This window comes from Curtobacterium sp. DN_7.5, from assembly GCF_022655355.1.
GTDB classification, from domain to species: domain Bacteria; phylum Actinomycetota; class Actinomycetes; order Actinomycetales; family Microbacteriaceae; genus Curtobacterium; species Curtobacterium luteum.
The window spans coordinates 254,794-275,800 of the sequence record NZ_CP093378.1; the positions used below are offsets into that span (position 1 = coordinate 254,794).

Consider the following 21,007-nt stretch of genomic DNA (forward strand, 5'->3'; position numbering starts at 1 on the left):
GACGCACGGACGCGGGTGACGAAGCGTTACCGTCTGACGGCCTGGAGGCCCGTGGCGGGCCCGCCCCGTGCCTCCAGGCCGCCGCGCGGTAGGCTGGGGAAGTACCACGAACACGCAGTGTGTATCTACCGGCCGTCGCCCGCCCTCCGGGCGCGACGGACAGCGGCGGCACCCGATGGGCCCGCTGCCGCGGACGGCCGGGCCGAGAAGGCACACCCCATGCTCCACGCACGACCCACGTCCCTGATCGCCCACGCCGGTCGGTGGTACTTCCCGATCGCCTTCGTCGCGCGACTCCCGTTCGCGATGATGGTCGTCGGCGTCCTCACCCTCGTCGTCGCCGCGCGCGACTCGGTGGCCCTCGGCGGGCTGAACTCCGCCTCCGTCGGCATCGGCTCCGCGGTCTTCGGCCCGGTCGTCGGTGCGGCCGCGGACCGCTTCGGCCAACGGCGCGTGCTCGTCCCGGTCGGCATCGTCAACGGCGTGCTCCTCGGCGCGCTGCCGTTGGTCGTGACGAGCGCCGCGCCCGACGTGGCCGTCCTCGCGATGGCGTTCCTCGTCGGGGCGTCGGCGCCGCAGGTCGCCCCGATGTCCCGGACCCGGCTCGTCGCGATCATCCGGCAGCGGATGAGCCCGGACCGCCGCGAGCGGGTCACGAGCGGCACGATGGCCTACGAGTCCGCCGCCGACGAGACGGTGTTCATCATCGGACCGTTCCTCGTCGGCGTGCTCGCGAGCGCGATCGCACCGTGGGTCGCGGTGGCCGGGGCGTCCGTCCTGACGCTCGCGTTCGTCACGGCCTTCGCCCTCCACCCGACCGGGCGTCTCGTCGCCGGCGGCACCGGGCACGTGGCGCAGGCGCCCGCCCGGCAGCTGCTGCGCCCCCGGTTGCTCGTGGTGGTGGCGGGCATCCTCGGCATCGGCCTGTTCTTCGGCGCGACCCTCACCTCGCTGACCGCGTTCATGGAGGCGCACGGCGGAGCCTCGCGCGCCGGGCTCCTCTACGGCGTGATGGGCATCGGGTCGGCGGCGCTCGCGCTCGGGTCGGCGGCGTTCCCGCGGGCGTTCGGCCTCGGCTGGCGCTGGCTGGTGTTCGGGGCGGTGCTCCTCGGCGGGGCGGTGGCCTTCGCGTACGCGGACTCGGTGGTCGCGGTCGCGCTCGTGCTCGGCGTCATGGGGATCGGCATCGGCCCCACCCTCGTGACGCAGTACTCCCTCGGGTCCGAGCGGGCGCCGGTCGGACGCTCGGCGACGACCATGACGATCCTCGGCTCGGCGGTCATCGTCGGACAGTCCCTGTCGTCGGCCGTCACGGGCGCAGTCGCCGAGCGTGCCGGTGCGGCGGGAGCGATGGTGCTGCCGGCGATCGCGGCCGGCGTCGTCGTCGTGGCGGCGGTCGCGGACCTGGTGCTCGAGCGGCGGGCCACCCGGCGCTGACCGGCGCTGCGGGCGCTGCGGGCGGCGCAGCGTCGCTGTGAGACGACCTGGCCGCTGTCGCACGACATCGGCGGCGTCGTTCGACGTCGGACACCCGCCGCGCGCCGCCCCCGCCTACTCCGTGTCGTCGTGGAGCAGCGCCTCGTGCCGGTGGTCGCCCGACCGCAGCCCGGCCCGCGCGATCATGTGCGTCGACACCGGCACCAGGAACAGCTGGAAGACCATGATCGGGAGCACGACCCAGAGCGCCGTCCACGTCCACACGGCCACCACGACCGCCGCGAGCGCGAAGGCCAGCCCGAGCACCTGCGGCTTCGCCATGGCGTGCAGGCGGACGAGCGGGTCGGGGAACCGGACGATGCCCACGGCGGCGCCGAGCGACAGCACGGAGCTGACGAGCAGCAGCGCGACGGCGATCCAGGCGCGGATCCCGGCGCCCTCGACGAACGCCTCGATGAGGTCGATCACCTACGTCTCCTCCTCGATCGCGTGCTCCGGGGTCGTCGCGTCGGAACCCTCGTCCGACGGGTCAGACGAGGGTGTGACCGCCCGGGCGACGGCGACGGTCGCGAACACGCTCGTCGCGGCGATCACCACGAGGACCGGGACGGCGGTGAGGTCCCGACGGAGCGCCATCGCGGCGGCGGTCACGATGAGGACCGTCGTCAGCACCAGGTCGGAACCGATCATCCGGTCGAGGATCGTCGGCCCCCGGACGATGCGACCGACCGCCAGTGCGAGCGTCACCCCGAGGAGCACCAGGACGACGGCGACGCAGACCGCCATGACCACGACCCCGGCGCTCACCGGACGACCTCCGGCAGCGGCTCGGAGAGCTCCGAGACGTCCTGCCGCGACCCGAGCGCGCGGATGACCATGGCCTCGATGCGGAGCGCGGTCCGCCGTTCGGCCTCGACCTGCTCGATCCGTTCGGTGTCCAGCACGTGCAGCAGGACCCGACGGTGCCGCAGGTCCACGTCGGCGACGTACGAGCCCGGCACGAGCGAGACCGCGATCGTCGCGAGGGTGAACGTCATCTCGGACGTGCTGTGCAGCTGCACGAGCACGATCGAGCTGCGCCGCACCCCACGTGGACGGAACGCCGCCCACGCGACCCGGAAGGACGCGGCCACGACCAACCCGCCCCACACGACCAGGAACCAGAGGACGGCAGGGAGCGAGAAGCGCCCCGACAGGGGGACCGGTGGCAGCGGGAGCAGCTGCGTCACGAGCAGCGCGACGACGATGCCGCACAGCAGGGTCAGCGGCGTCCACGAGCCCCACAGCAGTGCCCAGAGGACGGTGAGGCCGGCGACGAGCGGTACGTCGTAGCGCCACGCGACGGCGATCCGCCGCGCGTTCGTGAAGCGTCGGGTGTCGCTCATCGGTCGCCTCCGAGCACGGCCTGCACGTACCGGTCCGGCGACTCGAGCGACTCCGCCGCCCGGGTCGCGTACCCGTAGAGGGGGCCCGCCACCACCGTGAGGGCCACCGACCCGAGGACCGCGACGGTCGTGACGCCGACGAGCATGCGGGGCAGACGGGTGCGCGGCGGCGCCTCGCCGGCGACGGGCGTCGGCCCGCCCGTGGCCGTCTCGTCCGGACGGGAGGCACGGCTCGCGTGCGGTGCGTCGGTGACCGTCACCGAGCCTCCCGGGTGGTACGCCTCACCGGTCTCCTCGGAGACGGTCAGCGGCGCCGGTTCCGGCGCCCGCAGGTGCGCGTGCGGCTCGGCCGTGCTCGCGTGCGGGGCGGCCGCCTCGGCCGCCGGCTTGGGCCGCCAGAAGGCGGCGTCCCAGACGCGCATGAGCGCGTAGAGGGTCAGGAGGCTCGTCACGACCCCGGCGGCGATCGTCGCGTACGCCAGTGGGGAACCGTCCTCGGCAGCGGCGCGGAACAGACCGAGCTTGCCGATGAACCCGGAGAACGGCGGGATGCCGCCCAGGTTGAACGCCGGCACGAGGTACAGCGCGGCGAGCAGCGGCGCGGCCTTGAGGAGCCCGCCGAGGGAACGGGTCGAGGTCGTGCCGCCGACGCGCTCCATCAACCCCGAGACCAGGAACAGGGTCGTCTGCACGACGATGTGGTGCACCGTGTAGAACACCGCCGCGGCCGTGCCGGCGACCGACCCCAGCCCGACCCCCATCACCATGAACCCGATGTGGCTGATGAGCGTGAAGGACAGCAGCCGTTTCACGTCCGTCTGCGACACCGCGCCGAGCACGCCGACGACCATCGTGAGGATCGCGACCACGAGCAGCACCGTGTTGAGCTGCGGCCGCGGGAAGATGATCGTCTCGAGCCGGATGATCGCGTAGATGCCGACCTTCGTGAGGAGTCCCGCGAAGACCGCGGTGACGGGGGCGGGGGCCGTCGGGTACGAGTCCGGTAGCCAGAACGCCAGCGGGAAGACCGCGGCCTTGATGCCGAACCCGATGAGCAGCATCGTGTGGAGCAGCAGCTGCACGTGCTCCGGCAACTCGGCGACCCGTTCGGAGATCTGCGCGATGTTCACGGTCCCGGTCGCCCCGTACACGAGCCCGATGGCGGCGAGGAAGATCGCGGACGCGATGAGGCTCGTCACGATGTACGTCGTCCCAGCGCGCACCCGTTGCTCGCTGCCCCCGACGGTGATGAGCACGTACGAGGCGACGAGGAGCATCTCGAACGCGACGTAGAGGTTGAAGAGGTCGCCCGCGATGAACGAGTCGAGCACGCCCGCCGCGAGCACGAGGTAGGTCGGGTAGAAGATCGTGACCGGGGCGTCCTCGTCGTCGTCGGCGAGGCCCTGCCCGATCGAGAACAGCAGGACGAGCAGGAGCACGCTCGCGCTGACCGTGAGGAGCAGGGCGCTCAGCCGGTCGACCACGAGACTGATGCCGTACGGCGCCTGCCAGCCGCCCACCTGCACGACGATCGTGCCGTGCCGGTCGACGAGCACCATGAGGGTGACGGCCACGGCGACGGCGATCGCCAGCACGGCGACCGTGATGGCCCGCTGCGTCTTCTGGTGACGGACGAGCCCGAGCGCGACCGCGGCGCCGAGCAGCGGGACAAGCACGAGGAGGGGGACGAGCCAGGTCATCGGGCGTTCTCCTCCTGCTGGGCGGCCTCGGGGTCGGTGTCGATCTCCGGGTCCTCGTCGACGACGTCCTCGTCGCCGCTGCCGTCGCGCTGGCGTCCGATCGCGGCGTCGGCCTCGTCGACCCCGACCTCGTCCGCGCGCGACAGCTTCCAGGAGCGGTGGATGAGGGCGAGGAGGAAGGCGCTGACCGCGAAGGTGATGACGATCGCGGTGAGGGCGAAGGCCTGGGGGAGCGGATCCGTGATGCCCTCGGCGGACTTCCCGATCGGTGGCTTGCCGGCGGCCCCGGACATCACGAGGAGGAGCAGGTTGAGCGCGTTGCCGAGGAGCAGGAACCCGAGCAGCATGCGCGTCAGGGACCGTTCGAGCAGCAGGTAGACGCCGCACGAGAACAGCACGGCCATGGCGATGACGAGGACCAGGGTGACGGTCACGTGGCACTCCCTTCCGGGGTGGCGGCCGCGGCGTCGTGCACGGGGTCGGACCGGGTCGTGTCGGGCTCCGTGGAGTCGGCGATCGGGGCGCGGAGGTCCTCGAGTCGCTGGCGGTCGACCTCGGCGCCGAGGCTGCGGAGGACGTCGAGCACGAGGCCGACGACCACGAGGTAGACGCCGATGTCGAAGAACGTCGCCGTGACGAACTCGACGTGCCCGAGGACCGGGACCGTGGCCTCGACGAACTCGGAGTACAGCGCCTCCTTCCCGAAGAACAGCGGCACGAGCGCGGTCACGGTGGCCGTCGCGACGCCGAGGCCGAGCAGGCGACCCGCGCGGACCGGGGCCGCGGCACCGAGTTCGGCCGGGCCGCCGGCGAGGTACCGGGCCGCCAGCGCGATGCCGGCGACGAGGCCGCCGGCGAACCCGCCGCCGGCGGCGTTGTGCCCGGCGAACAGCAGGTAGACCGACAGGACGACGAGTCCGTGGAAGAGCAGCCGGACGACCACGTCGAGGAGCGCCGAACGCCCGGTCGGCATCGCTGCGCTCGTCGGCAGCCAGGCCCGCGGCTCGCCGTCGGGACGGTGCTTGTCGCTCGTGATGCTCGACGGCAGGTCGCGGAGCCGCGGCAGGGTGTCCTCGCGGGAGTTGACGAAGATGAGGCTCGCGACCCCGGTGGCCGCGGCGACGACCACGGTCAGTTCGCCGAGGGTGTCCCAACCACGGAGGTCGACGAGGGCGACGTTCACGACGTTGAGTCCGTGCCCGAACGAGCTCGTCAGGGCGGGGAGGTCGGGCCAGAGCGGCTGCGCGGTCCGCGACGACGCAGCGACCACCACGACGACCGCGAGCGTGGTCCCGGCGAACCCCGCGAAGAGCGCACGCACGATCCGGAAGCGCGAGGGGTTTGCCGTCGCGATGCGCGGGGGCAGCCGTCGGAGCACCAGGACGAACGCGATGAGCGTCACCGTCTCGACCACGAGCTGGGTGAGCGCGAGGTCGACCGCCCCGTGCAGGACGAAGAGCACGGACATCCCGTACCCGGTGACCCCGACGAGCACGGCGGCGGCGAACCGGGTCTTCGCGCTCGTGACGGCGATCGCGCCGATGCTCATCACCACCACGACCGGGACCTGACCCCACGAGTCTGCGAACCGCACCGAGAACGCCCAGGGTCCGCCGACGACCAGGTTCACGAGCGCCCCCGCCACGAAGACCGACAGGATCACGGTGAGGTAGTAGGGGAGCGAGCCCCGCTGGAGCGCCGCGGTCAGGCCGGTCGCGCCGCGGTCGAGTCCGCGCATGACCCGGCGGTAGGTGCCGGCCGCGCTCGGCGCCCCCGCCAACCGGTGCTGCAGCGCCTCGACCGGACGGCGCAGGAGGAACAGGGCGGTGCCGCCGAGGAGCGTGACCGCGGACAGCCCGAGCGCCGGCTCGAGCCCGTGCCACAGCGCGAGGTGGGGCACCGGGGCGAAGCCGATCGACGCGGCGTTCGCGGCCGGTTCGACGCCCTTCGCCACGAGCGGGGTGGCGAGACCGAGCACCACGCCGAGGACGCCGAGCACCGACGGCACCGCCCCGAGGCCGTGCAGCGCGTGGGGCTCGGTGTCCGCGACGCCGGGCTTCCGGGCGAACGCACCCCACAGGAACCGCAGCGAGTACGCCACGGTGAGCAGGGACCCGATGGTGACGCCGACGAGCGCGACCCACGCCCACCCGGTGTCGGGACCGGCGTGGAGGGACTCGACGAACCCGGTGAGCACGGCCTCCTTCGCGACGAAGCCGATCGTGGGCGGCAGTCCGGCCATCGAGGCGAGCGCCAGGACGGTCACGACCACGAGCCAGGGCATCCGCCGTCCGAGGCCGCTGAGCCGCCCGAGGTCGCGGGTCCCGGCTGCGTGGTCGATCGCGCCGACGACGAGGAACAGCGTCGACTTGAACGTCGCGTGGGCGACGAGCAGGGCGATCCCCCCGAGCGCGACGGCCGGCTCGCCCCACCCGACCGCGAGCACCAGGAACCCGAGCTGGGCCACCGTGCCGTACGCGAGCAGCAGCTTGAGGTCGGTCTGCCGGAGCGCCCGGTAGCCGCCGATGAGCATGCCGCACACCCCGAGCACCGTGACCGTCCCGCGCCAGCCGTCGACGAGCGCGAAGCCCGGGGCGAGGCGGGCGACGAGGTAGATGCCGGCCTTCACCATCGCCGCGGCGTGGAGGTAGGCGCTGACCGGGGTCGGCGCGGCCATCGCCGCCGGGAGCCAGAAGTGGAAGGGGACGATCGCGGACTTCGTCAGGGCACCGAGCAGGACGAGCACGACCGACACCGGGACGAGCGCGCCGCCCGCGGACACCAGGGTCGGTGCGGCGTCGACGATGGCGCTCAGCGACGTGGTGCCGGCCCGGACGGACAGCAGCACGAGCCCGGCGAGCATCGCGAGCCCGCCGGCGGTCGTCACGACGAGTGCCTGCATGGCGGCGGCGCGGCTGGCGCGCTTCACCGCGTCGTGTCCGATGAGGAGGTAGGAGAAGACGGTCGTGGCCTCCCACAGCACGAAGAGGACGATGACGTCGTCGGCGATGACGAGTCCGTACATCGAGCCGGCGAAGGCGGTGAGGACGCCGGCGAACCGGCCGAGCCCGACCTCGCGCTCCTCGAAGTACGCCGCACAGTAGACGAGCACGAGCGTGCCCACGACGGTGACGACGAGCGCGAGCACCCACGAGAGGGCGTCGACGCGCAGGCCGATCGCGAGGTCGAGCTGCGGGACCCAGGTCGAGCGCTCGCGGATGCCAGGACCGAGGGCCGCCGGGGTCTGCGCGACCGTGAGCACCGCAGCCGCAGCGGGTGCGAGCGCGGCGATGAGGAAGACCCGGCGCCCGAGCCAGGGCGTCAGCGCCGGGACGACGAGGGCGAGGACCGCGAACGCGGCGAGGACGGTGACCATGGGGCACCTCCTCGGGGTCGGGCTGCAGTCCGGCTCACTGGATGCTCCCAGCTTAGGGTGGCCCCGATGGGCAGAACCTGTGTGCCCGGACAGTGTCAGGAGCAGCCGGTCGGGCCGTCCCGTCCAGTCTGCTCGCGCGCCGGCCGAGTCGACCGGTCAGCGTCCGTGCGCCCGCGCGGGGATCTGCGTCGCGAGCTTCCCTCCGGAGACGTCGACGAGCGTCCCCGTGATGTACCCGGCCGCGTCGCTCGCCAGGAACACGAGCAGGTCGGCCACGTCGTCCGCGGTCTCCCACCGGCGCAGCGAGAGCGTGTCGAGCAGGCGGTCCTGCCGGTCCGGCGGCATGTCCGCGAAGCCGTTCATCGCGGTCGGCACCATGCCCGGTGCGTAGGCGTTCACGGTGATGTCCCACGGCCCGAGCTCGGACGCGAGCACCCGCGTGAACTGCACGACGGCGGCCTTCGACGCCGCGTACGCCGCGCTCCCGACGCTCGGCACGATCGCGGCGAAGGACGCGGCGTTGATGATCCGCCCCCGACCCGCCGCCTGCATCACGGGCGCGACGGCCTGGCTCACGAGGAAGGTGCCGCCCGCGTTGACGTCCATGCACCGACGCCAGCCCTCCCACCCGAGGTCGGCGACGGTCCCTTCGACGTTGATGCCCGCGTTGTTCACGAGCACGTCGACCGTGCCGTGGCGCTCGACGACGGTGGCGACCGCGGCCCGGACCGACGCCGGGTCGGTGACGTCGCACACGATCCGGTCGGGCAGGGCGTGCCCGTCGTCGGGCACGGCGCCCCCGTCGTCGGCCACGTCCGGGAACCCGAGGTCGAGCGCGGCCACACGACACCCCTCGGCGACGAACCGCTCGGCGATCACCGCGCCGATCCCGCGCGCGGCTCCGGTCACGACCACCACGCGGTCGGTCAGGTCGAGGTGCATCGTCGCTCCCGTCGTCGGTCTGCAATAGGCATACTATTCACCCATGACCGATGCGCGCGTGCTCTGGATCACCGGCGGCGGGAGCGGCATGGGTGCCGCCGTGGCGGAACAGGCCGCGCGGGACGGCTGGACCGTCGTGCTGAGCGGTCGCCGGACCGACCGACTCGACGCCGTCGCCCAGACCGTGCGTGCAGCCGGCGGCAGCGCCGACGTCCTGCCGCTCGACACCGCCGACGTCACCGCCGTCGCGACCGCTCGGGACGTGCTGCTCGGCCGGCACGGTCGGCTCGACGGGCTCGTCCTCGCCGCCGGTCTCAACGCCCCCGAGCGCCGGTGGGACGACCAGACGATGGCCGACTTCCGGGCGATCGTCGACACGAACCTGACCGGCGTGGTCGCCGTCGTCGACGTGGCGCTCCCGTCGCTCCGCGCGGTCGGCGGCACCGTGGTCGTCGTCTCCTCGTACGCCGGGTGGTCCTTCCAGCCCGGCGCCGGCGTCGCGTACTCGGCGTCGAAGACCGCGCTCGCCTCCGTCGTCCGCACGCTCAACCAGCAGGAGGCCGAGCACGGCGTCCGTGCGACCCACCTCTGTCCCGGGGACGTCGCCACCGACTTCCTCGACCGTCGACCGGTGGTGCCCGACGCTGCGGCACGGGCCGTCATGCTGCAGCCGGAGGACGTCGCCCGAGCGGTGTCCTTCGTGCTCGAGGCCCCGTCGCACGTGCGCGTCGACGAGCTCGTCGTCAGCCCGGTCGCCCAGCGGTGATCTACGACCGGGTCCTCGACGAGCTCGGCGCGGCCGTCGTCCACGGCGGGTTCGGCACCGCCCCGGTGAGCATCGACGACCTCGTCGCCCGGACCGGTGCGAGCCGCAGCATCGTCCGCGAGGCCGTCCGGGTGCTCGTCGGCCTCGGACTCCTCCGTGCCCGGCGCCGTGTCGGCGTGCTGGCACTCGCGTCCTCGGAGTGGGACGTGCTCGACCCCCGGGTGATCGGTTGGCGGCTCTCCGGCCCGGACCGGCGGGCGGCCCTCGACGAACTGCGCACGCTGCGGCGCGCGGTGGAACCCGCTGCCGCGGCGGCGGCGGCCGCCGCGGACGGTGACACCGCCGGTCTGGAGGCACTGCTCGCGTCCGCCGACCACCTCGCCACCGCGGCGGGTGCCGCGGACGCCACCGCGTTCCTCCAGGCCGATCGTGCGCTGCACCGCGCCGTCCTGGACCGGTCCGGGAACACGCTCTTCCGCAGGCTCCACGGCGTCGTCGAGCGGGCCCTCGACGAGCGGGCCGGGATCGGGCCCGACGAGCACGACGTCCAGCTGCACGGCGCGCTCGCGCGCGCCGTCGCCGACGGCGACCCGGCCGCAGCCCGTGCCACGATGCAGGAGATCGTCGACCGGACCTGACCCGCGACCGGTGCCAGGCTGGCCGCAGACCAACGCGAAGGAGCGTCATGGAGTTCACCGACCTCGTCCCCGACCCGGCCGCCGTCGAGCGGATCGCGACCGGGAGCACCTGGGCCGAGGGCCCCTGCTGGGTGCCCGCCTCGAGGACACTCCGGTGGTCGGACATCCCCGGCGACCGGATCCTGCAGTGGCACGCCGACACCGGAGCCGTCGACACGTACGCCGAGCACGTCGAGTTCACGAACGGTCGGACGCTCGACCGCGACGGCTCCGTCGTGCAGTGCTCGCACGGACTGCGGCGGGTCGAGCGCGACCGGGACGGGGCGGTGTCCGTGATCGTGGACGGCTGGGCCGGTGGTCGGCTCAACTCGCCGAACGACGTCGTGGTCGCCTCCGACGGTGCGGTCTGGTTCACCGACCCCGCGTACGGGATCACCCAGCCCCGCGAAGGCCACCCCGGCGTCCGTGAGTACGGCGACCACTGGCTGTTCCGCTGCGGCCCGGACGGCGGGGACCTCCGGCCGGTGGTGACCGACGTCGACGAGCCGAACGGGCTCGCGTTCGCCCCGGACGAGCGGGTGCTCTACGTCGCGAGTTCCTCGGGCGACCTGCCGGTGATCCGCGCGTACGACGTGGACATCGACGACGTCGGGGTCCGCGTGAAGAACGGGCGCGACTTCGCACGGCTCGGTGCGGGGGAGGGCGTCCCCGACGGCATCCGTGTGGACGAGCACGGCAACGTCTGGTCCTCGTCGCACCGCGGCGTCGTCGTGTTCGACCGGGCGGGTGCGCGACTCGGGGAGATCGCGGTACCGGAGGTCGTCTCGAACCTCTGCTTCGGCGGGGACGACGGCACCGAGCTGTTCCTGACCGCGACGACCTCGGTCTACCGGCTCCCGACGCGGGCTCGGGACGCCGCGCAGGGGAAGGACGCCGTACCCTGAGACGGCCATGCAGTGCGACTACTTCGACCGCGGGGTGTGCCGATCGTGCACGCTCATGGGCCAGCCGTACGCCGACCAGGTCCTCGACAAGGAGATCCGGACGCGCGAGCTGCTCCACGACGCGGTCGAGGCCGCGGGCGGTCCGGGTGCGGTCGAGTGGCTCCCCGCGATCACGAGTCCGGAGTCGGCCTACCGCAACAAGGCGAAGATGGTGGTCGGCGGCTCCGTGCAGCACCCGACCGTCGGCATCCTCGACCACCGCCAGCGCGGGGTGGACCTGCGGCACTGCGGCATCTGCACGCCCGGCATCCAGCGCGCGCTGCCGGTCCTCGCACGGTTCATCGCCGACGCCGGACTGATCCCGTACGACGTCGCCGCCCGGCGGGGTGAGCTGAAGTTCGTCCTCGTGACGGAGTCACCCGACGGCGAGCTCATGGTCCGCTTCGTGCTGCGTTCGGAGGGACAGCTGCCCCGGCTCCGCGAGCACCTCGCCGCGCTCCGCTCCGTGCTGCCGGAGGCCGTGGTGGTCACGGCGAACCTGCTCCCCGAGCACAAGGCCGTCACCGAGGGCGACCGCGAGGTGCTCCTGACCGAGCAGGCGACGCTGCCGATGCGGATGGGGGACGTCACGATGCACCTCCGTCCGCAGAGCTTCTTCCAGACCAACACCGTCGTCGCCGCGCGGCTGTACGAGCAGGCCACCGCGTGGATCGACGAGGTGGACCCCGCCTCGATGTGGGACCTGTACTGCGGGGTCGGCGGCTTCGCCCTGCACGCCGCTCGCCCCGGCCGTGCGGTGACGGGCATCGAGACGAGCCGCGAGGCCGTCCGTTCGGCGGGACAGTCCGCTCGCGAGGCCGGCCTGACCGACGTCCGGTTCGCCGCCGACGACGCCACCGAGCACGCGCTCCGAGCCCGTCCGGACGCCGTGCCGGAACTCGTCGTGGTCAACCCGCCCCGGCGCGGGATCGGTGTGACGCTGGCGGACTGGCTCGAAGCGTCGAGCGTCGACCACGTCGTCTACTCGAGCTGCAACCCGGCGACCCTCGCGAAGGACCTGGCACGCATGCCGTCCTTCCGACTCGACCGCGTCCGGGTCCTCGACATGTTCCCGCAGACCGGCCACCTCGAGGCCGTGACCGTGCTGTCGAGACGGTGATCCGAGCCTCCTGGCCGACTTTCCCAGGGAATTGCCAAGCGAACGTACCCGGGTACAGCACCATCTGCGCGAGCACGGCGATCGGGGCGTACAGGTTTCACCGTGGGGGACATAGCACCGAAGGGTAGAACCGTTTGTCTCAGTTTGATAACGGTGCGGAGTTTCCTATGGTGGCCGACCGAGGTGCCACCGGCGCGAGACCACTGCCCCCGGTGGCGCACCCCACAACGTGACCGCGGACGGTCGGGACGGGCAGTGGACAGGTCGGAACTCCGGCGCGCGGTCCCGGTGGAGCAATCACATGAAGAAGCTTTCCCGTACCCGCACCATCGTCGGTGGCCTCGCCTTCGCAGGCATCGCCGCGACGGGTGTCGGCCTCGCGGCTGCGCCCGCGAACGCAGCGTCCGGTTCGACCTGGGACGCGCTCGCACAGTGCGAGTCCGGTGGTAACTGGGCGATCAACACCGGCAACGGTTTCTACGGCGGTCTCCAGTTCACGCTGGGGACGTGGCAGGCCAACGGCGGCTCGGGCAACCCGGCCGCTGCCAGCCGCGAGACCCAGATCGCCGTCGCCGAGCGCGTCCTCGCGTCCCAGGGCTGGGGCGCATGGCCGGCCTGCTCCGCGAAGCTCGGTCTGAGCGGCACCACCGGTGCTGCTCCGACGGCCGCCACGCCGCAGCCCGCCGCACCGGCGACCCAGGCCGCTCCGCAGCAGAGCACGACGCAGGCTGCGCCGCAGCAGAGCACCACGCCGGCGGCGCCGCAGCAGGCGGCCCCGAAGGCGACGGCCCCGGCTGCCTCGAGCAAGCCGGCCGCGGTGGCGACCAGCGGCAAGACCTACAAGATCGCGTCGGGTGACACGCTCGACAAGATCGCCGCGAAGCTCGACGTCGAGGGCGGCTGGAAGCAGCTCTGGGCGGCGAACACGTCGACGATCGACGACCCGAACCTCATCTACGCGGGTCAGACCCTGCAGCTCCCGGCCTGATCGCCGCGACTGCGTGACGGAACCCCCTCGACCTCGGTCGAGGGGGTTCCGTCGTCGTCGGGCTACTGCGGGTTCTCCGCGAGCCACCCGGCGACGTCGTCCGACCGCAGCGCCTGCGACAGCGACTGCACCGCGAGGGTGTTCACGGCGACGTACGACTGGCCGTCGCTCGAGGTCCCACCGCCGGCCGTCGGCATCGTGAAGGTCACGAGGTCGGACGACCTGACGCCGCGCAGGGACCACCCGAGGTCGACGAGCGTGCGGAGGTCGAGGCCGGCGTCGACGGACAAGTACCTGGTCGTCGCGTCCACGAAGGCCCGGATGCGACCGGGGTTCGTGATGGTGCCGCGCGAAAGGGCCCCGTCGAGCACGCCGCGCATGAAGGCCTGCTGGTTGCGGACCCGGGTGTGGTCGGCGTCGGCGAAGGCGTACCGCTCGCGGACGAAGGCCAACGCCGCGTCGCCGTCGAGGCGGTTCGGGCCGGCGACGAACTCGTCGCCCTCGCGGGCGGTGAACGCACGCGGCGAGTCCACGGTCACGCCACCGAGTGCGTTCGTCATGTCGCGGAAACCGGCGAAGTCGATCTCGGCGACGTGGTCGATGCGGGAGTCGAGGAGTTCCTCGACGGTTCGGACGACGAGCGGGACTCCGCCCCAGCTGAACGCCGCGTTGATCTTCGCGGTCCCGTGGCCGGGGATGTCGACCCACGAGTCGCGCATGATCGACATGAGGTAGGCGCGCTTGCGGTCGGCCGGGAGGTGCAGGAGCATCAGCGTGTCCGCGCGGCCGCCCGTGACGCCGTCACCGTTCGGATCGAGCGACGCGCGGGAGTCCGACCCGATCAGGAGGATGTTCTCGACGCCGTCCACCGGAGCGGGGCGCTCGCCGCTGGGGAAGGCGTGGTCGATGGTGGTGCTCTGGTCGAAGCTGCGAGCGAGACCGCCGATGAAGACACTGGCGACCACCGCGATGACCGTGGCCAGTCCCGCGAGGGTCCCGATCGTCGCGAGGAGCGCGACGAGGAACGGGCGCCTGCGTCGCCGTCGCCTCGAGGGGTTCGATCGCCCGCTGTCGTTGCGCTGCCGGACGCGGTCCGGCCGATCGGTGCCACCCACCCGGCCGTTGCCGCCGGATCGATCGCTGCCCCCCGGCAGATCCCCGCTCCCTGGCCTGACGCTCGCCGGTGCAGCGCGTCGCGGCGCGCCGACGCCGGGTCGCGGTCGGTCGTGGGATTCGGCGGTAGCCGCCCCTGCGGCGGCTCTGGCTGCACGGCGTTCGGACACATGGTCTCCTGGGATGCGGGCCGGCCCTGATGCCGACCCTCCCAGAGTACCGCATGTGCAATATCAGATGCTAGGGATTCGTCCGGCTCATGATCGCTGCGAGCGCCCCACGCAACGCTGCGTCCTCGGGCAGGACCTCGCGCTCGATGTGCTTCGCCGTGTCCCACGCGGCCCGCCCGGCATCGGTCACCGTGACCACGCGCCGCCGACGGTCCTCCGGGTGCGGCGAGCGTTCGACGAGGCCGTCCCGCTCGAGCCGCTCGAGCGTGCGGGACATCGTCTGGGGCTGCACCCGTGCCGCGCGGGCGACCGTGTCGGCGCCGGTCGGACCGGTCCGGATCAGGATGTCGATCGCGATGAGCCCGGCGTGCGGGAGCCCGATCTCGCGCAGTCGCTCGTCCCAGTCGCGCTCGACACGTCGTGCGGCCGCGGCCAGCAGGCGCCCCATGGGCCATGCCGCGGGCTGTTCCTCCATGGCAGCATCCTACGGAGCGGGCATCGACGACAGATGATCAGCATGCTGACGATCGGTGTACGCTCGCACCGTGTCCCGCTTCCTCCGAATCGTGCTCCCCGCCGTCGTCATCGTCGCCTGGCTCGCCGTCGCGTCCGTCGGCGGTCCCTACTTCGGCAAGATCGCCGAGGTCTCGACGAACGACCAGACGTCCTTCCTCCCGGCCTCGGCGGACGCCACGAAGGTGCAGGAGCGAGCGTCCGAGTTCCGGCAGGCATCCGGTGCCCCGGCCATCGTGGTCCTCGACCGTGCGGGCGGCTTGACGCGCACCGACCTCGCTGCGGCAGACCGTCTCGCGGAGGACCTCGGCGACCGCGGCGACGTCCAGGGTGTCAGCCCGGTCATCCCGAGCGAGGACGGGGACGCGGTCGAGATCGTCGCCACACTGACGCAGACGGCCGAGACCGGCGACGCGGTGGAGGCGATCCGGGCGGACGTCGACGACGCCCTGCCGACGGGCGTTCGCGGCTTCGTCACCGGGCCGGCCGGCTTCACGGCCGACCTGACCGCAGCCTTCGCCGGCATCGACGGGCTCCTGCTCGGCGTCGCCCTCGCCGCCGTGTTCGTGATCCTCATCGTCGTGTACCGGTCGCCACTCCTGCCGGTCCTCGTGCTGAGCACCGCCTCGTTCGCGCTCTGCGCCTCGATCCTCGTGGTGTGGTGGCTGGCGAAGGCCGACCTCGTGACCGTCAACGGGCAGGTGCAGGGCATCCTCTCGATCCTCGTGATCGGCGCCGCGACGGACTACGCGCTGCTCTACACCGCGCGCTACCGGGAAGCCCTCCGTGACCACCGCACCGGGTGGGAGGCCACGAAGGCCGCGCTCCGGGGCAGCCTCGAACCGATCCTGGCATCCGGTGGCACGGTCATCGTGGGTGTCCTCTGCCTCCTGTTCTCCGACCTCAACTCGAACAAGGCGCTCGGGCCGGTGGCCGCGATCGGCATCGCGTTCAGCCTGCTCGCGGCGCTCACCCTGCTGCCGGCGCTCCTCCTCGCCTTCCGGCGCGCGGCCTTCTGGCCGCTCCGGCCGGCGTACGGGTCCGCCCACCCCGTCGTGACCGGTCCGGACGCGAAGGGCCTCTGGGCGTCGGTCGGGAGGCTCGTGGCGCGTCGGTCACGAGTCGTCTGGGTCGTGTGCACGGTCGGCCTCCTCGCCATGGGAGCCGGGCTGTTCGGCCTGCGGGCCGACGGCGTGCCGCAGAGCGACCTCGTCATCGGGGCATCCCAGGCCCGGGACGGGCAGGACGTGCTGGCGGACCACTTCCCGGGCGGTTCCGGCAGCCCGGCGCAGGTCATCGGACGCGCGGACTCGCTCGACGAGCTCGTCGAGACAGTCCGCGGGGTCGACGGGGTCGACGGCGTGGTCGCGGCCGCGAAGGACTCCCCGTCCGGCACGGTCGCCGTCACCGACGGGTCCGGAGCGAGCGCTGGTGGCGGCTCCGGCTCGGCTCGGTCCGGCGCGGGCGGTGGCGGCTCCGGCCCGACCGCCGAGCCGACGGTCTCGCGCGGCGACGTCCTCCTCGAGGCCACCCTCGCCGACCCGGCCGACTCCGCGGCGGCGGAGCAGACCGTCCGCGACCTCCGGACCGCCGTGGAACGGGTGGACCCGGACGCGATCGTCGGCGGGGTCACCGCGACCGCGCTCGACACGAACGACACGGGCATCCGTGACCGCTCGGTCATCATCCCGGTCGTCCTCGCGGTCATCCTGCTCATCCTCATGCTCCTGCTGCGGAGCATCGTGGCGCCGCTCGTCCTCATCGGCAGCGTGATCGTGTCCTTCGCGGCGGCGCTCGGCGTCGGGGCGCTCGTGTTCGACCACGTGTTCCACTTCCCCGGGGCCGACCCGTCCGTGCCGCTGTACTCGTTCGTGTTCCTCGTGGCACTCGGCGTCGACTACAACATCTTCCTCATGACCCGGGTCCGGGAGGAGGCGCTGCGGCACGGCCCGCGCGAGGGTGTGCTGCGCGGACTCGGTGTGACCGGCGGTGTCATCACCTCGGCCGGCATCGTGCTCGCGGCGACGTTCGCGGCGCTCGGCGTGATCCCGATCCTGTTCCTCGTGCAGATCGCGTTCGTGGTCGCCTTCGGCGTCCTGCTCGACACGGTGGTGGTGCGCTCGCTGCTCGTCCCGGCGCTCGCCGTCGAACTCGGGCGTCGGGCGTGGTGGCCGTCGCGCCTGTCGCGCCCGGCCCATCACATGTGACACGCTGGTGCCATGCCAGTGCCCTCGACCCAGCCCGCCGCCGAGCGGAAGCTCCTCCGCGACACGGTGCAGGACAAGATCCGCGACGCGATCATGGACGGCACGCTGGAGCCGGGCGAGCGGCTGAACGACGACGACCTCATCGCCTGGCTCGGCGTCTCCCGCACGCCCATCCGCGAAGCCCTCGCGGAACTCGCCCGGTCGGGGCTGATCGAGATGGCGCCGAACCGGTACACCCGGGTGGCGGCGCCGACCAAGGACGAACTGCTCGACGCGTACCGGACCCTCGGTGTGATCTACGGCGGGGTGGTCCGGCTCGCCGTGCCCCGCTTCACCGAGCCGCAGCGCAAGAAGGTCGTCAAGATGCTCGACGACGTCATCGCGCGGAGCACGAAGGGCAAGCAGGACGAGGTCGCCCGTGAGGGTGCGAGCATCTACTCGATGTGGGTCGAGGCCTGCGGCAACGCATCGCTCGCGGCGCTCTGCCGGTCGACGACCGACGGTCTGGCGTTCAAGCTCCGGGTACCGGAACTGCCGGAGCTCATCCCCGCGGACACCGTCCTGCCGGAGCTCGAGAAGCTCAAGGCCGCGGTGCTCGCGAAGGACCCGATCGCCGCCGAGCTCGCCATGGAGGCCGTGCACCTCCTTCCCGCGCGCGAACACTGAGCCAGGCGCTCTTCGCGGACCGACCGGGCGTTCTCATCGCACGTCCGAGCACTGCGGTTACCCTTTCCGGGTGAGCGAAGCACCCGACGAGACGACCCGCCGCGCCCGCCGCGGCTCCGTGCCGCCCCGCCACGGGCGCCAGAAGCGCCGCCTGAGCGCCGTGTTCCCGGCCGTCGCGGGCGTGCTCACGATGGCGATCGCGCTCAGTGGTGCGTACGCGTTCTACACGTACGACCAGCTGGCCAGCAACGTGACGATCATCAACGCGATCACGGGCAAGAAGGACACCAAGAACGACGTCGACGGTCAGGCGCAGAACATCCTGCTCGTCGGTGACGACCACCGACCGGACAACGCCACCCCCGAGCAGATGGCCGAGCTCAGCACGGAGTCGGACGGCGGTGCGACGAACACCGACACGATGATCGTCCTGCACATCAACGCGGACGGCTCCCAGGCGACGATGATCTCGTTCCCGCGCGACTCCTACGTCGACATCCCGAACGTGGGCAAGGGCAAGCTCAACAGCGCCTTCTACTACGGCACGCTGAACGGGGGCGGCGACACCGGGGGCGCGAAGCTGCTCATCCAGACAATCGAGAACCTCAGCGGGTTGCAGATCGACCACTACGTCCGTGTCTCGCTGCTCGGCTTCTACCAGGTCGTCAAGGAACTCGGCCCGGTGAACGTCTGCCTCAACAACGCGGTCAACGACCCGTACTCCGGCGTGAACCTGCCGAAGGGGAAGTCGACGCTCGACGCCAAGCAGGCGCTCTCGTTCGTGCGGCAGCGGCACGGTCTCCCGAACGGCGACCTCGACCGCAACGTCCGGCAGCAGTACTTCCTGTCGCAGGAGGCGCGCAAGGTGCTCTCCGCCGGGACCCTGCTCAACCCGATCAAGCTCGGCAACATCCTCAAGGCGGTCGGTGGGTCGATCCAGACCGACACCGACCTCGTCTCGCTCGGCTCGCAGATGCGGAACCTCCGACCGGGCAACATCCAGTCGGCGACGATCCCGACGCTCGGCACCCCGACCATCTACGTCAACGGCTCGGCGCTGTCCATCGTCCAGGTGGACGAGGTCGGCCTCCCGGCTTTCGTGCAGGGCCTCGTCGGCGAGCCGGAGGCGTACACGAAGGCCGGGCGTGCGCAGCCGGCGAACACCACCGTCACGGTGCTCAACGGCAGCGGGGTCGAGGGTGCGGCGGCGGCGGCGACCCAGAACCTCACCGCGCGTGGGTTCCAGGTGGGTGCTCCGGGATCGTCGGACACGACGAAGGCGACGCAGGTGCAGTACCCGAAGGGCATGGAGTCGCAGGCCAAGGCCGTCGTGCGGGTGACCCCGGGCGCGGTCGCGGTCCGCACCAGCGCGGTCACCGGTGTGACGCTGGTCCTCGGTTCGGACGGCAAGACCGTCTCGGCGCCGTCACAGCCCGGGTCGTCGGCCTCGAAGCCGTCCTCCGGGGGGTCCGGGGGATCGACCTCCACGAAGAAGCCGGACGCGCGGCCGAGCAAGGAGCCGTCGCCGAAGTCCACGGACGTGCACAACTACGGCAAGGCGAACGTCTGCATCAACTGAGGACGCGGGCCTCCGGACTTGCCCCTCCCGTGATCAACATGCAAGATATCAGATGTGCATGCTGACCTCCTCGCCGTCCGAGCGGAAGAGCGCGCGCTCATGCTCGCGGTTGCCGGCGGTGACCAGGCGGCCTTCACAGCGCTGCACCGACGCCTGCGGCCGATCGTCGAGCGCTACGTCCGGCACCAGCTGACCGACCCGACCCAGGCCGAAGAGGTCGTCCAGGACGTGTTCCTGGAGCTCTGGACGATCGCCGGGCGGTACGACCCGTCGCACTCCGTGATCGCCTGGGTGCGGACGATCGCGAACCGCCGAGCGATCGACCGGGTGCGCAAGAGCGTCGCCGACCGGGACCGCGACCTGCGGATCGGCGCCCGCGACCACGAGCCCGTCGACCTCGCGAGCCAGGAACGCGCGGAGAGCGTCCTCGACCGGATGGCCCTCCGGCGTGCGATCGTCCGGTTGCCGCCACGCCAACGGGAGGCGGTCGTCCTCCGGCACCTCGTCGGACTGTCCGGTCCGGAGCTGGCTGCGGAGCTCGGCCTCCCGCTCGGCACGGCGAAGACCCGAGCCAGGGACGGCGTGCTCACGCTGCGACGGACCATGGCGTCCCTGCGCGCCGATCGGTAGGTTCGAGCGGTGAACAACGCCGCGCGTCCGATCACCCTGATGACCTACAACGTGAAGAACCCGGATCCCGCCCACGACTGGCCCGGACGGCTCCCGGTGCTGCTCGACGTGGTCCGCCGGCACGACCCCGACCTGCTCTGCGTGCAGGAGGCGTTCGATCACCAGATGGACGACCTCCGTGCGGGCCTGCCCGATCACGGTTCCGTCGGCCAGGGACGGGAGGGCGGCGACGCGGGTGAGCACGCCGCGGTCTTCTTCCGACGGTCTCGGCTCCGACCCGTCGACCAGGGCTCGTTCTGGATGTCGGACACCCCGGACGAACCGGCGTCGAACACCTGGGACAGTGCGTACCCACGCATCGCGAACCACATCCGGTTCGTCGACGTGGACGGCGACGCGTTCACCCTGCTGACCACGCACCTCGACCACGAGGAGGGCCCACGCGGCGACGAGGTCCGCGCGAAGAGCGCAGCGCTGATCGTCGAACGGCTCGCAGCGACCGACGGCCCCGTGCTCGTCGCCGGCGACTGCAACGAGCCCGCCGGTGCCGGAGCCGCATCGCGTGTGCTCGCCGAGGCGGGGTTCGAGGACACGTGGACGGTGGCCGGGGATCCGGACGACCGCACCGCCACGTTCAACGACTGGGCGCCTCCGGTGTCGTCGGGGGAGCGCATCGACTGGGTGTTCACCCGTGGTGTGCGCGGCGTCGACCGTGTCGTGATCGACCACGACGGCCCGGAGACCTGGTTCGCGAGCGACCACTTCCCGGTGATCGCGACGATCCGCGTCTGACG

At 72.3% G+C, this 21,007-nt stretch carries 20 protein-coding genes; 11 read left to right on the plus strand and 9 right to left on the minus strand.

Features of this window, described 5'->3' with window-relative positions; translation table 11 throughout:
- Positions 1–219: 219 nt before the first annotated feature.
- Complete coding sequence (locus MON03_RS01250; RefSeq protein ID WP_242090007.1) at positions 220–1,437, plus strand: MFS transporter; 1,218 nt, start codon at positions 220–222, stop codon at positions 1,435–1,437.
- A 114-nt stretch (positions 1,438–1,551) separates the two neighbouring features.
- On the opposite strand, the gene mnhG is transcribed toward MON03_RS01250, so the two are convergent.
- The 7 genes from mnhG to MON03_RS01285 form a co-directional block, all read right to left on the minus strand.
- Positions 1,552–1,905, minus strand: a complete 354-nt coding sequence (mnhG, locus tag MON03_RS01255) for a monovalent cation/H(+) antiporter subunit G (RefSeq protein ID WP_242090009.1) — start codon at positions 1,903–1,905, stop codon at positions 1,552–1,554.
- Positions 1,906–2,244: an MrpF/PhaF family protein gene (locus MON03_RS01260; RefSeq protein WP_229727953.1), complete on the minus strand. Its 339-nt coding sequence runs from the start codon at positions 2,242–2,244 to the stop codon at positions 1,906–1,908. It abuts the gene before it with no gap.
- The gene (locus tag MON03_RS01265; protein WP_022902897.1) at positions 2,241–2,822 is read right to left on the minus strand and encodes a Na+/H+ antiporter subunit E; all 582 of its coding nucleotides are present in this window, start codon (positions 2,820–2,822) and stop codon (positions 2,241–2,243) included. The genes MON03_RS01260 and MON03_RS01265 overlap by 4 nt, the downstream gene beginning before the upstream one ends.
- The gene (locus MON03_RS01270) at positions 2,819–4,522 is read right to left on the minus strand and encodes a Na+/H+ antiporter subunit D (protein WP_242090011.1); all 1,704 of its coding nucleotides are present in this window, start codon (positions 4,520–4,522) and stop codon (positions 2,819–2,821) included. The genes MON03_RS01265 and MON03_RS01270 overlap by 4 nt, the downstream gene beginning before the upstream one ends.
- Positions 4,519–4,956 carry a Na(+)/H(+) antiporter subunit C gene (locus MON03_RS01275; RefSeq protein ID WP_022902895.1) on the minus strand — a complete coding sequence of 146 codons (438 nt, stop codon included), beginning with the start codon at positions 4,954–4,956 and terminating at the stop codon, positions 4,519–4,521. Before MON03_RS01275 ends, MON03_RS01270 begins: the two co-directional genes overlap by 4 nt.
- The gene (locus MON03_RS01280; RefSeq protein ID WP_242090014.1) at positions 4,953–7,898 is read right to left on the minus strand and encodes a Na+/H+ antiporter subunit A; all 2,946 of its coding nucleotides are present in this window, start codon (positions 7,896–7,898) and stop codon (positions 4,953–4,955) included. The genes MON03_RS01275 and MON03_RS01280 overlap by 4 nt, the downstream gene beginning before the upstream one ends.
- Before the next feature lie 156 nt (positions 7,899–8,054).
- Positions 8,055–8,840 carry an SDR family NAD(P)-dependent oxidoreductase gene (locus MON03_RS01285; RefSeq protein ID WP_242090016.1) on the minus strand — a complete coding sequence of 262 codons (786 nt, stop codon included), beginning with the start codon at positions 8,838–8,840 and terminating at the stop codon, positions 8,055–8,057.
- Positions 8,841–8,883: 43 nt separating this feature from the next.
- Here MON03_RS01285 and MON03_RS01290 point away from each other — a divergent pair, with 43 nt between their 5' ends.
- The 5 genes from MON03_RS01290 to MON03_RS01310 all read left to right on the plus strand — a co-directional run bounded on the left by MON03_RS01290 (position 8,884) and on the right by MON03_RS01310 (position 13,335).
- Positions 8,884–9,606 (plus strand): SDR family oxidoreductase, encoded by a 723-nt coding sequence (locus MON03_RS01290; protein ID WP_022902891.1) that lies wholly within the window; start codon positions 8,884–8,886, stop codon positions 9,604–9,606.
- Positions 9,603–10,244, plus strand: a complete 642-nt coding sequence (locus MON03_RS01295) for a FadR/GntR family transcriptional regulator (RefSeq protein WP_242090018.1) — start codon at positions 9,603–9,605, stop codon at positions 10,242–10,244. The genes MON03_RS01290 and MON03_RS01295 overlap by 4 nt, the downstream gene beginning before the upstream one ends.
- A gap of 47 nt (positions 10,245–10,291) precedes the next feature.
- Complete coding sequence (locus MON03_RS01300) at positions 10,292–11,188, plus strand: SMP-30/gluconolactonase/LRE family protein (RefSeq protein ID WP_242090020.1); 897 nt, start codon at positions 10,292–10,294, stop codon at positions 11,186–11,188.
- Positions 11,189–11,195: 7 nt separating this feature from the next.
- Positions 11,196–12,347: a 23S rRNA (uracil(747)-C(5))-methyltransferase RlmC gene (gene rlmC / locus MON03_RS01305; protein ID WP_242090022.1), complete on the plus strand. Its 1,152-nt coding sequence runs from the start codon at positions 11,196–11,198 to the stop codon at positions 12,345–12,347.
- 301 nt (positions 12,348–12,648) lie between these two features.
- Positions 12,649–13,335: a LysM peptidoglycan-binding domain-containing protein gene (locus MON03_RS01310; RefSeq protein WP_022902884.1), complete on the plus strand. Its 687-nt coding sequence runs from the start codon at positions 12,649–12,651 to the stop codon at positions 13,333–13,335.
- 62 nt (positions 13,336–13,397) lie between these two features.
- On the opposite strand, the gene MON03_RS01315 is transcribed toward MON03_RS01310, so the two are convergent.
- Both MON03_RS01315 and MON03_RS01320 read right to left on the minus strand, forming a co-directional pair.
- Positions 13,398–14,300, minus strand: coding sequence for an LCP family protein (locus MON03_RS01315; RefSeq protein WP_175327896.1), 903 nt, complete (start codon positions 14,298–14,300; stop codon positions 13,398–13,400).
- A 388-nt stretch (positions 14,301–14,688) separates the two neighbouring features.
- A complete protein-coding gene (locus tag MON03_RS01320; protein WP_242090024.1) occupies positions 14,689–15,093 on the minus strand; it encodes a MarR family winged helix-turn-helix transcriptional regulator in 405 nt (134 codons plus the stop codon).
- Positions 15,094–15,163: 70 nt separating this feature from the next.
- On the opposite strand from MON03_RS01320, the gene MON03_RS01325 reads away from it, so the two are divergent.
- From MON03_RS01325 to MON03_RS01345, 5 genes are all read left to right on the plus strand, one after another.
- Complete coding sequence (locus MON03_RS01325; protein ID WP_242090026.1) at positions 15,164–17,338, plus strand: MMPL family transporter; 2,175 nt, start codon at positions 15,164–15,166, stop codon at positions 17,336–17,338.
- 12 nt (positions 17,339–17,350) lie between these two features.
- On the plus strand, positions 17,351–18,004 hold the full coding sequence (locus tag MON03_RS01330) for a GntR family transcriptional regulator (RefSeq protein WP_022902881.1): 654 nt from the start codon (positions 17,351–17,353) through the stop codon (positions 18,002–18,004).
- A 70-nt stretch (positions 18,005–18,074) separates the two neighbouring features.
- Positions 18,075–19,583 carry an LCP family protein gene (locus MON03_RS01335; protein ID WP_242090028.1) on the plus strand — a complete coding sequence of 503 codons (1,509 nt, stop codon included), beginning with the start codon at positions 18,075–18,077 and terminating at the stop codon, positions 19,581–19,583.
- Between the two features lie 54 nt (positions 19,584–19,637).
- A complete protein-coding gene (locus MON03_RS01340) occupies positions 19,638–20,213 on the plus strand; it encodes a sigma-70 family RNA polymerase sigma factor (RefSeq protein WP_242090030.1) in 576 nt (191 codons plus the stop codon).
- Between the two features lie 9 nt (positions 20,214–20,222).
- Positions 20,223–21,005, plus strand: a complete 783-nt coding sequence (locus MON03_RS01345) for an endonuclease/exonuclease/phosphatase family protein (RefSeq protein ID WP_242090032.1) — start codon at positions 20,223–20,225, stop codon at positions 21,003–21,005.
- The last annotated feature ends 2 nt before the right edge of the window (positions 21,006–21,007 follow it).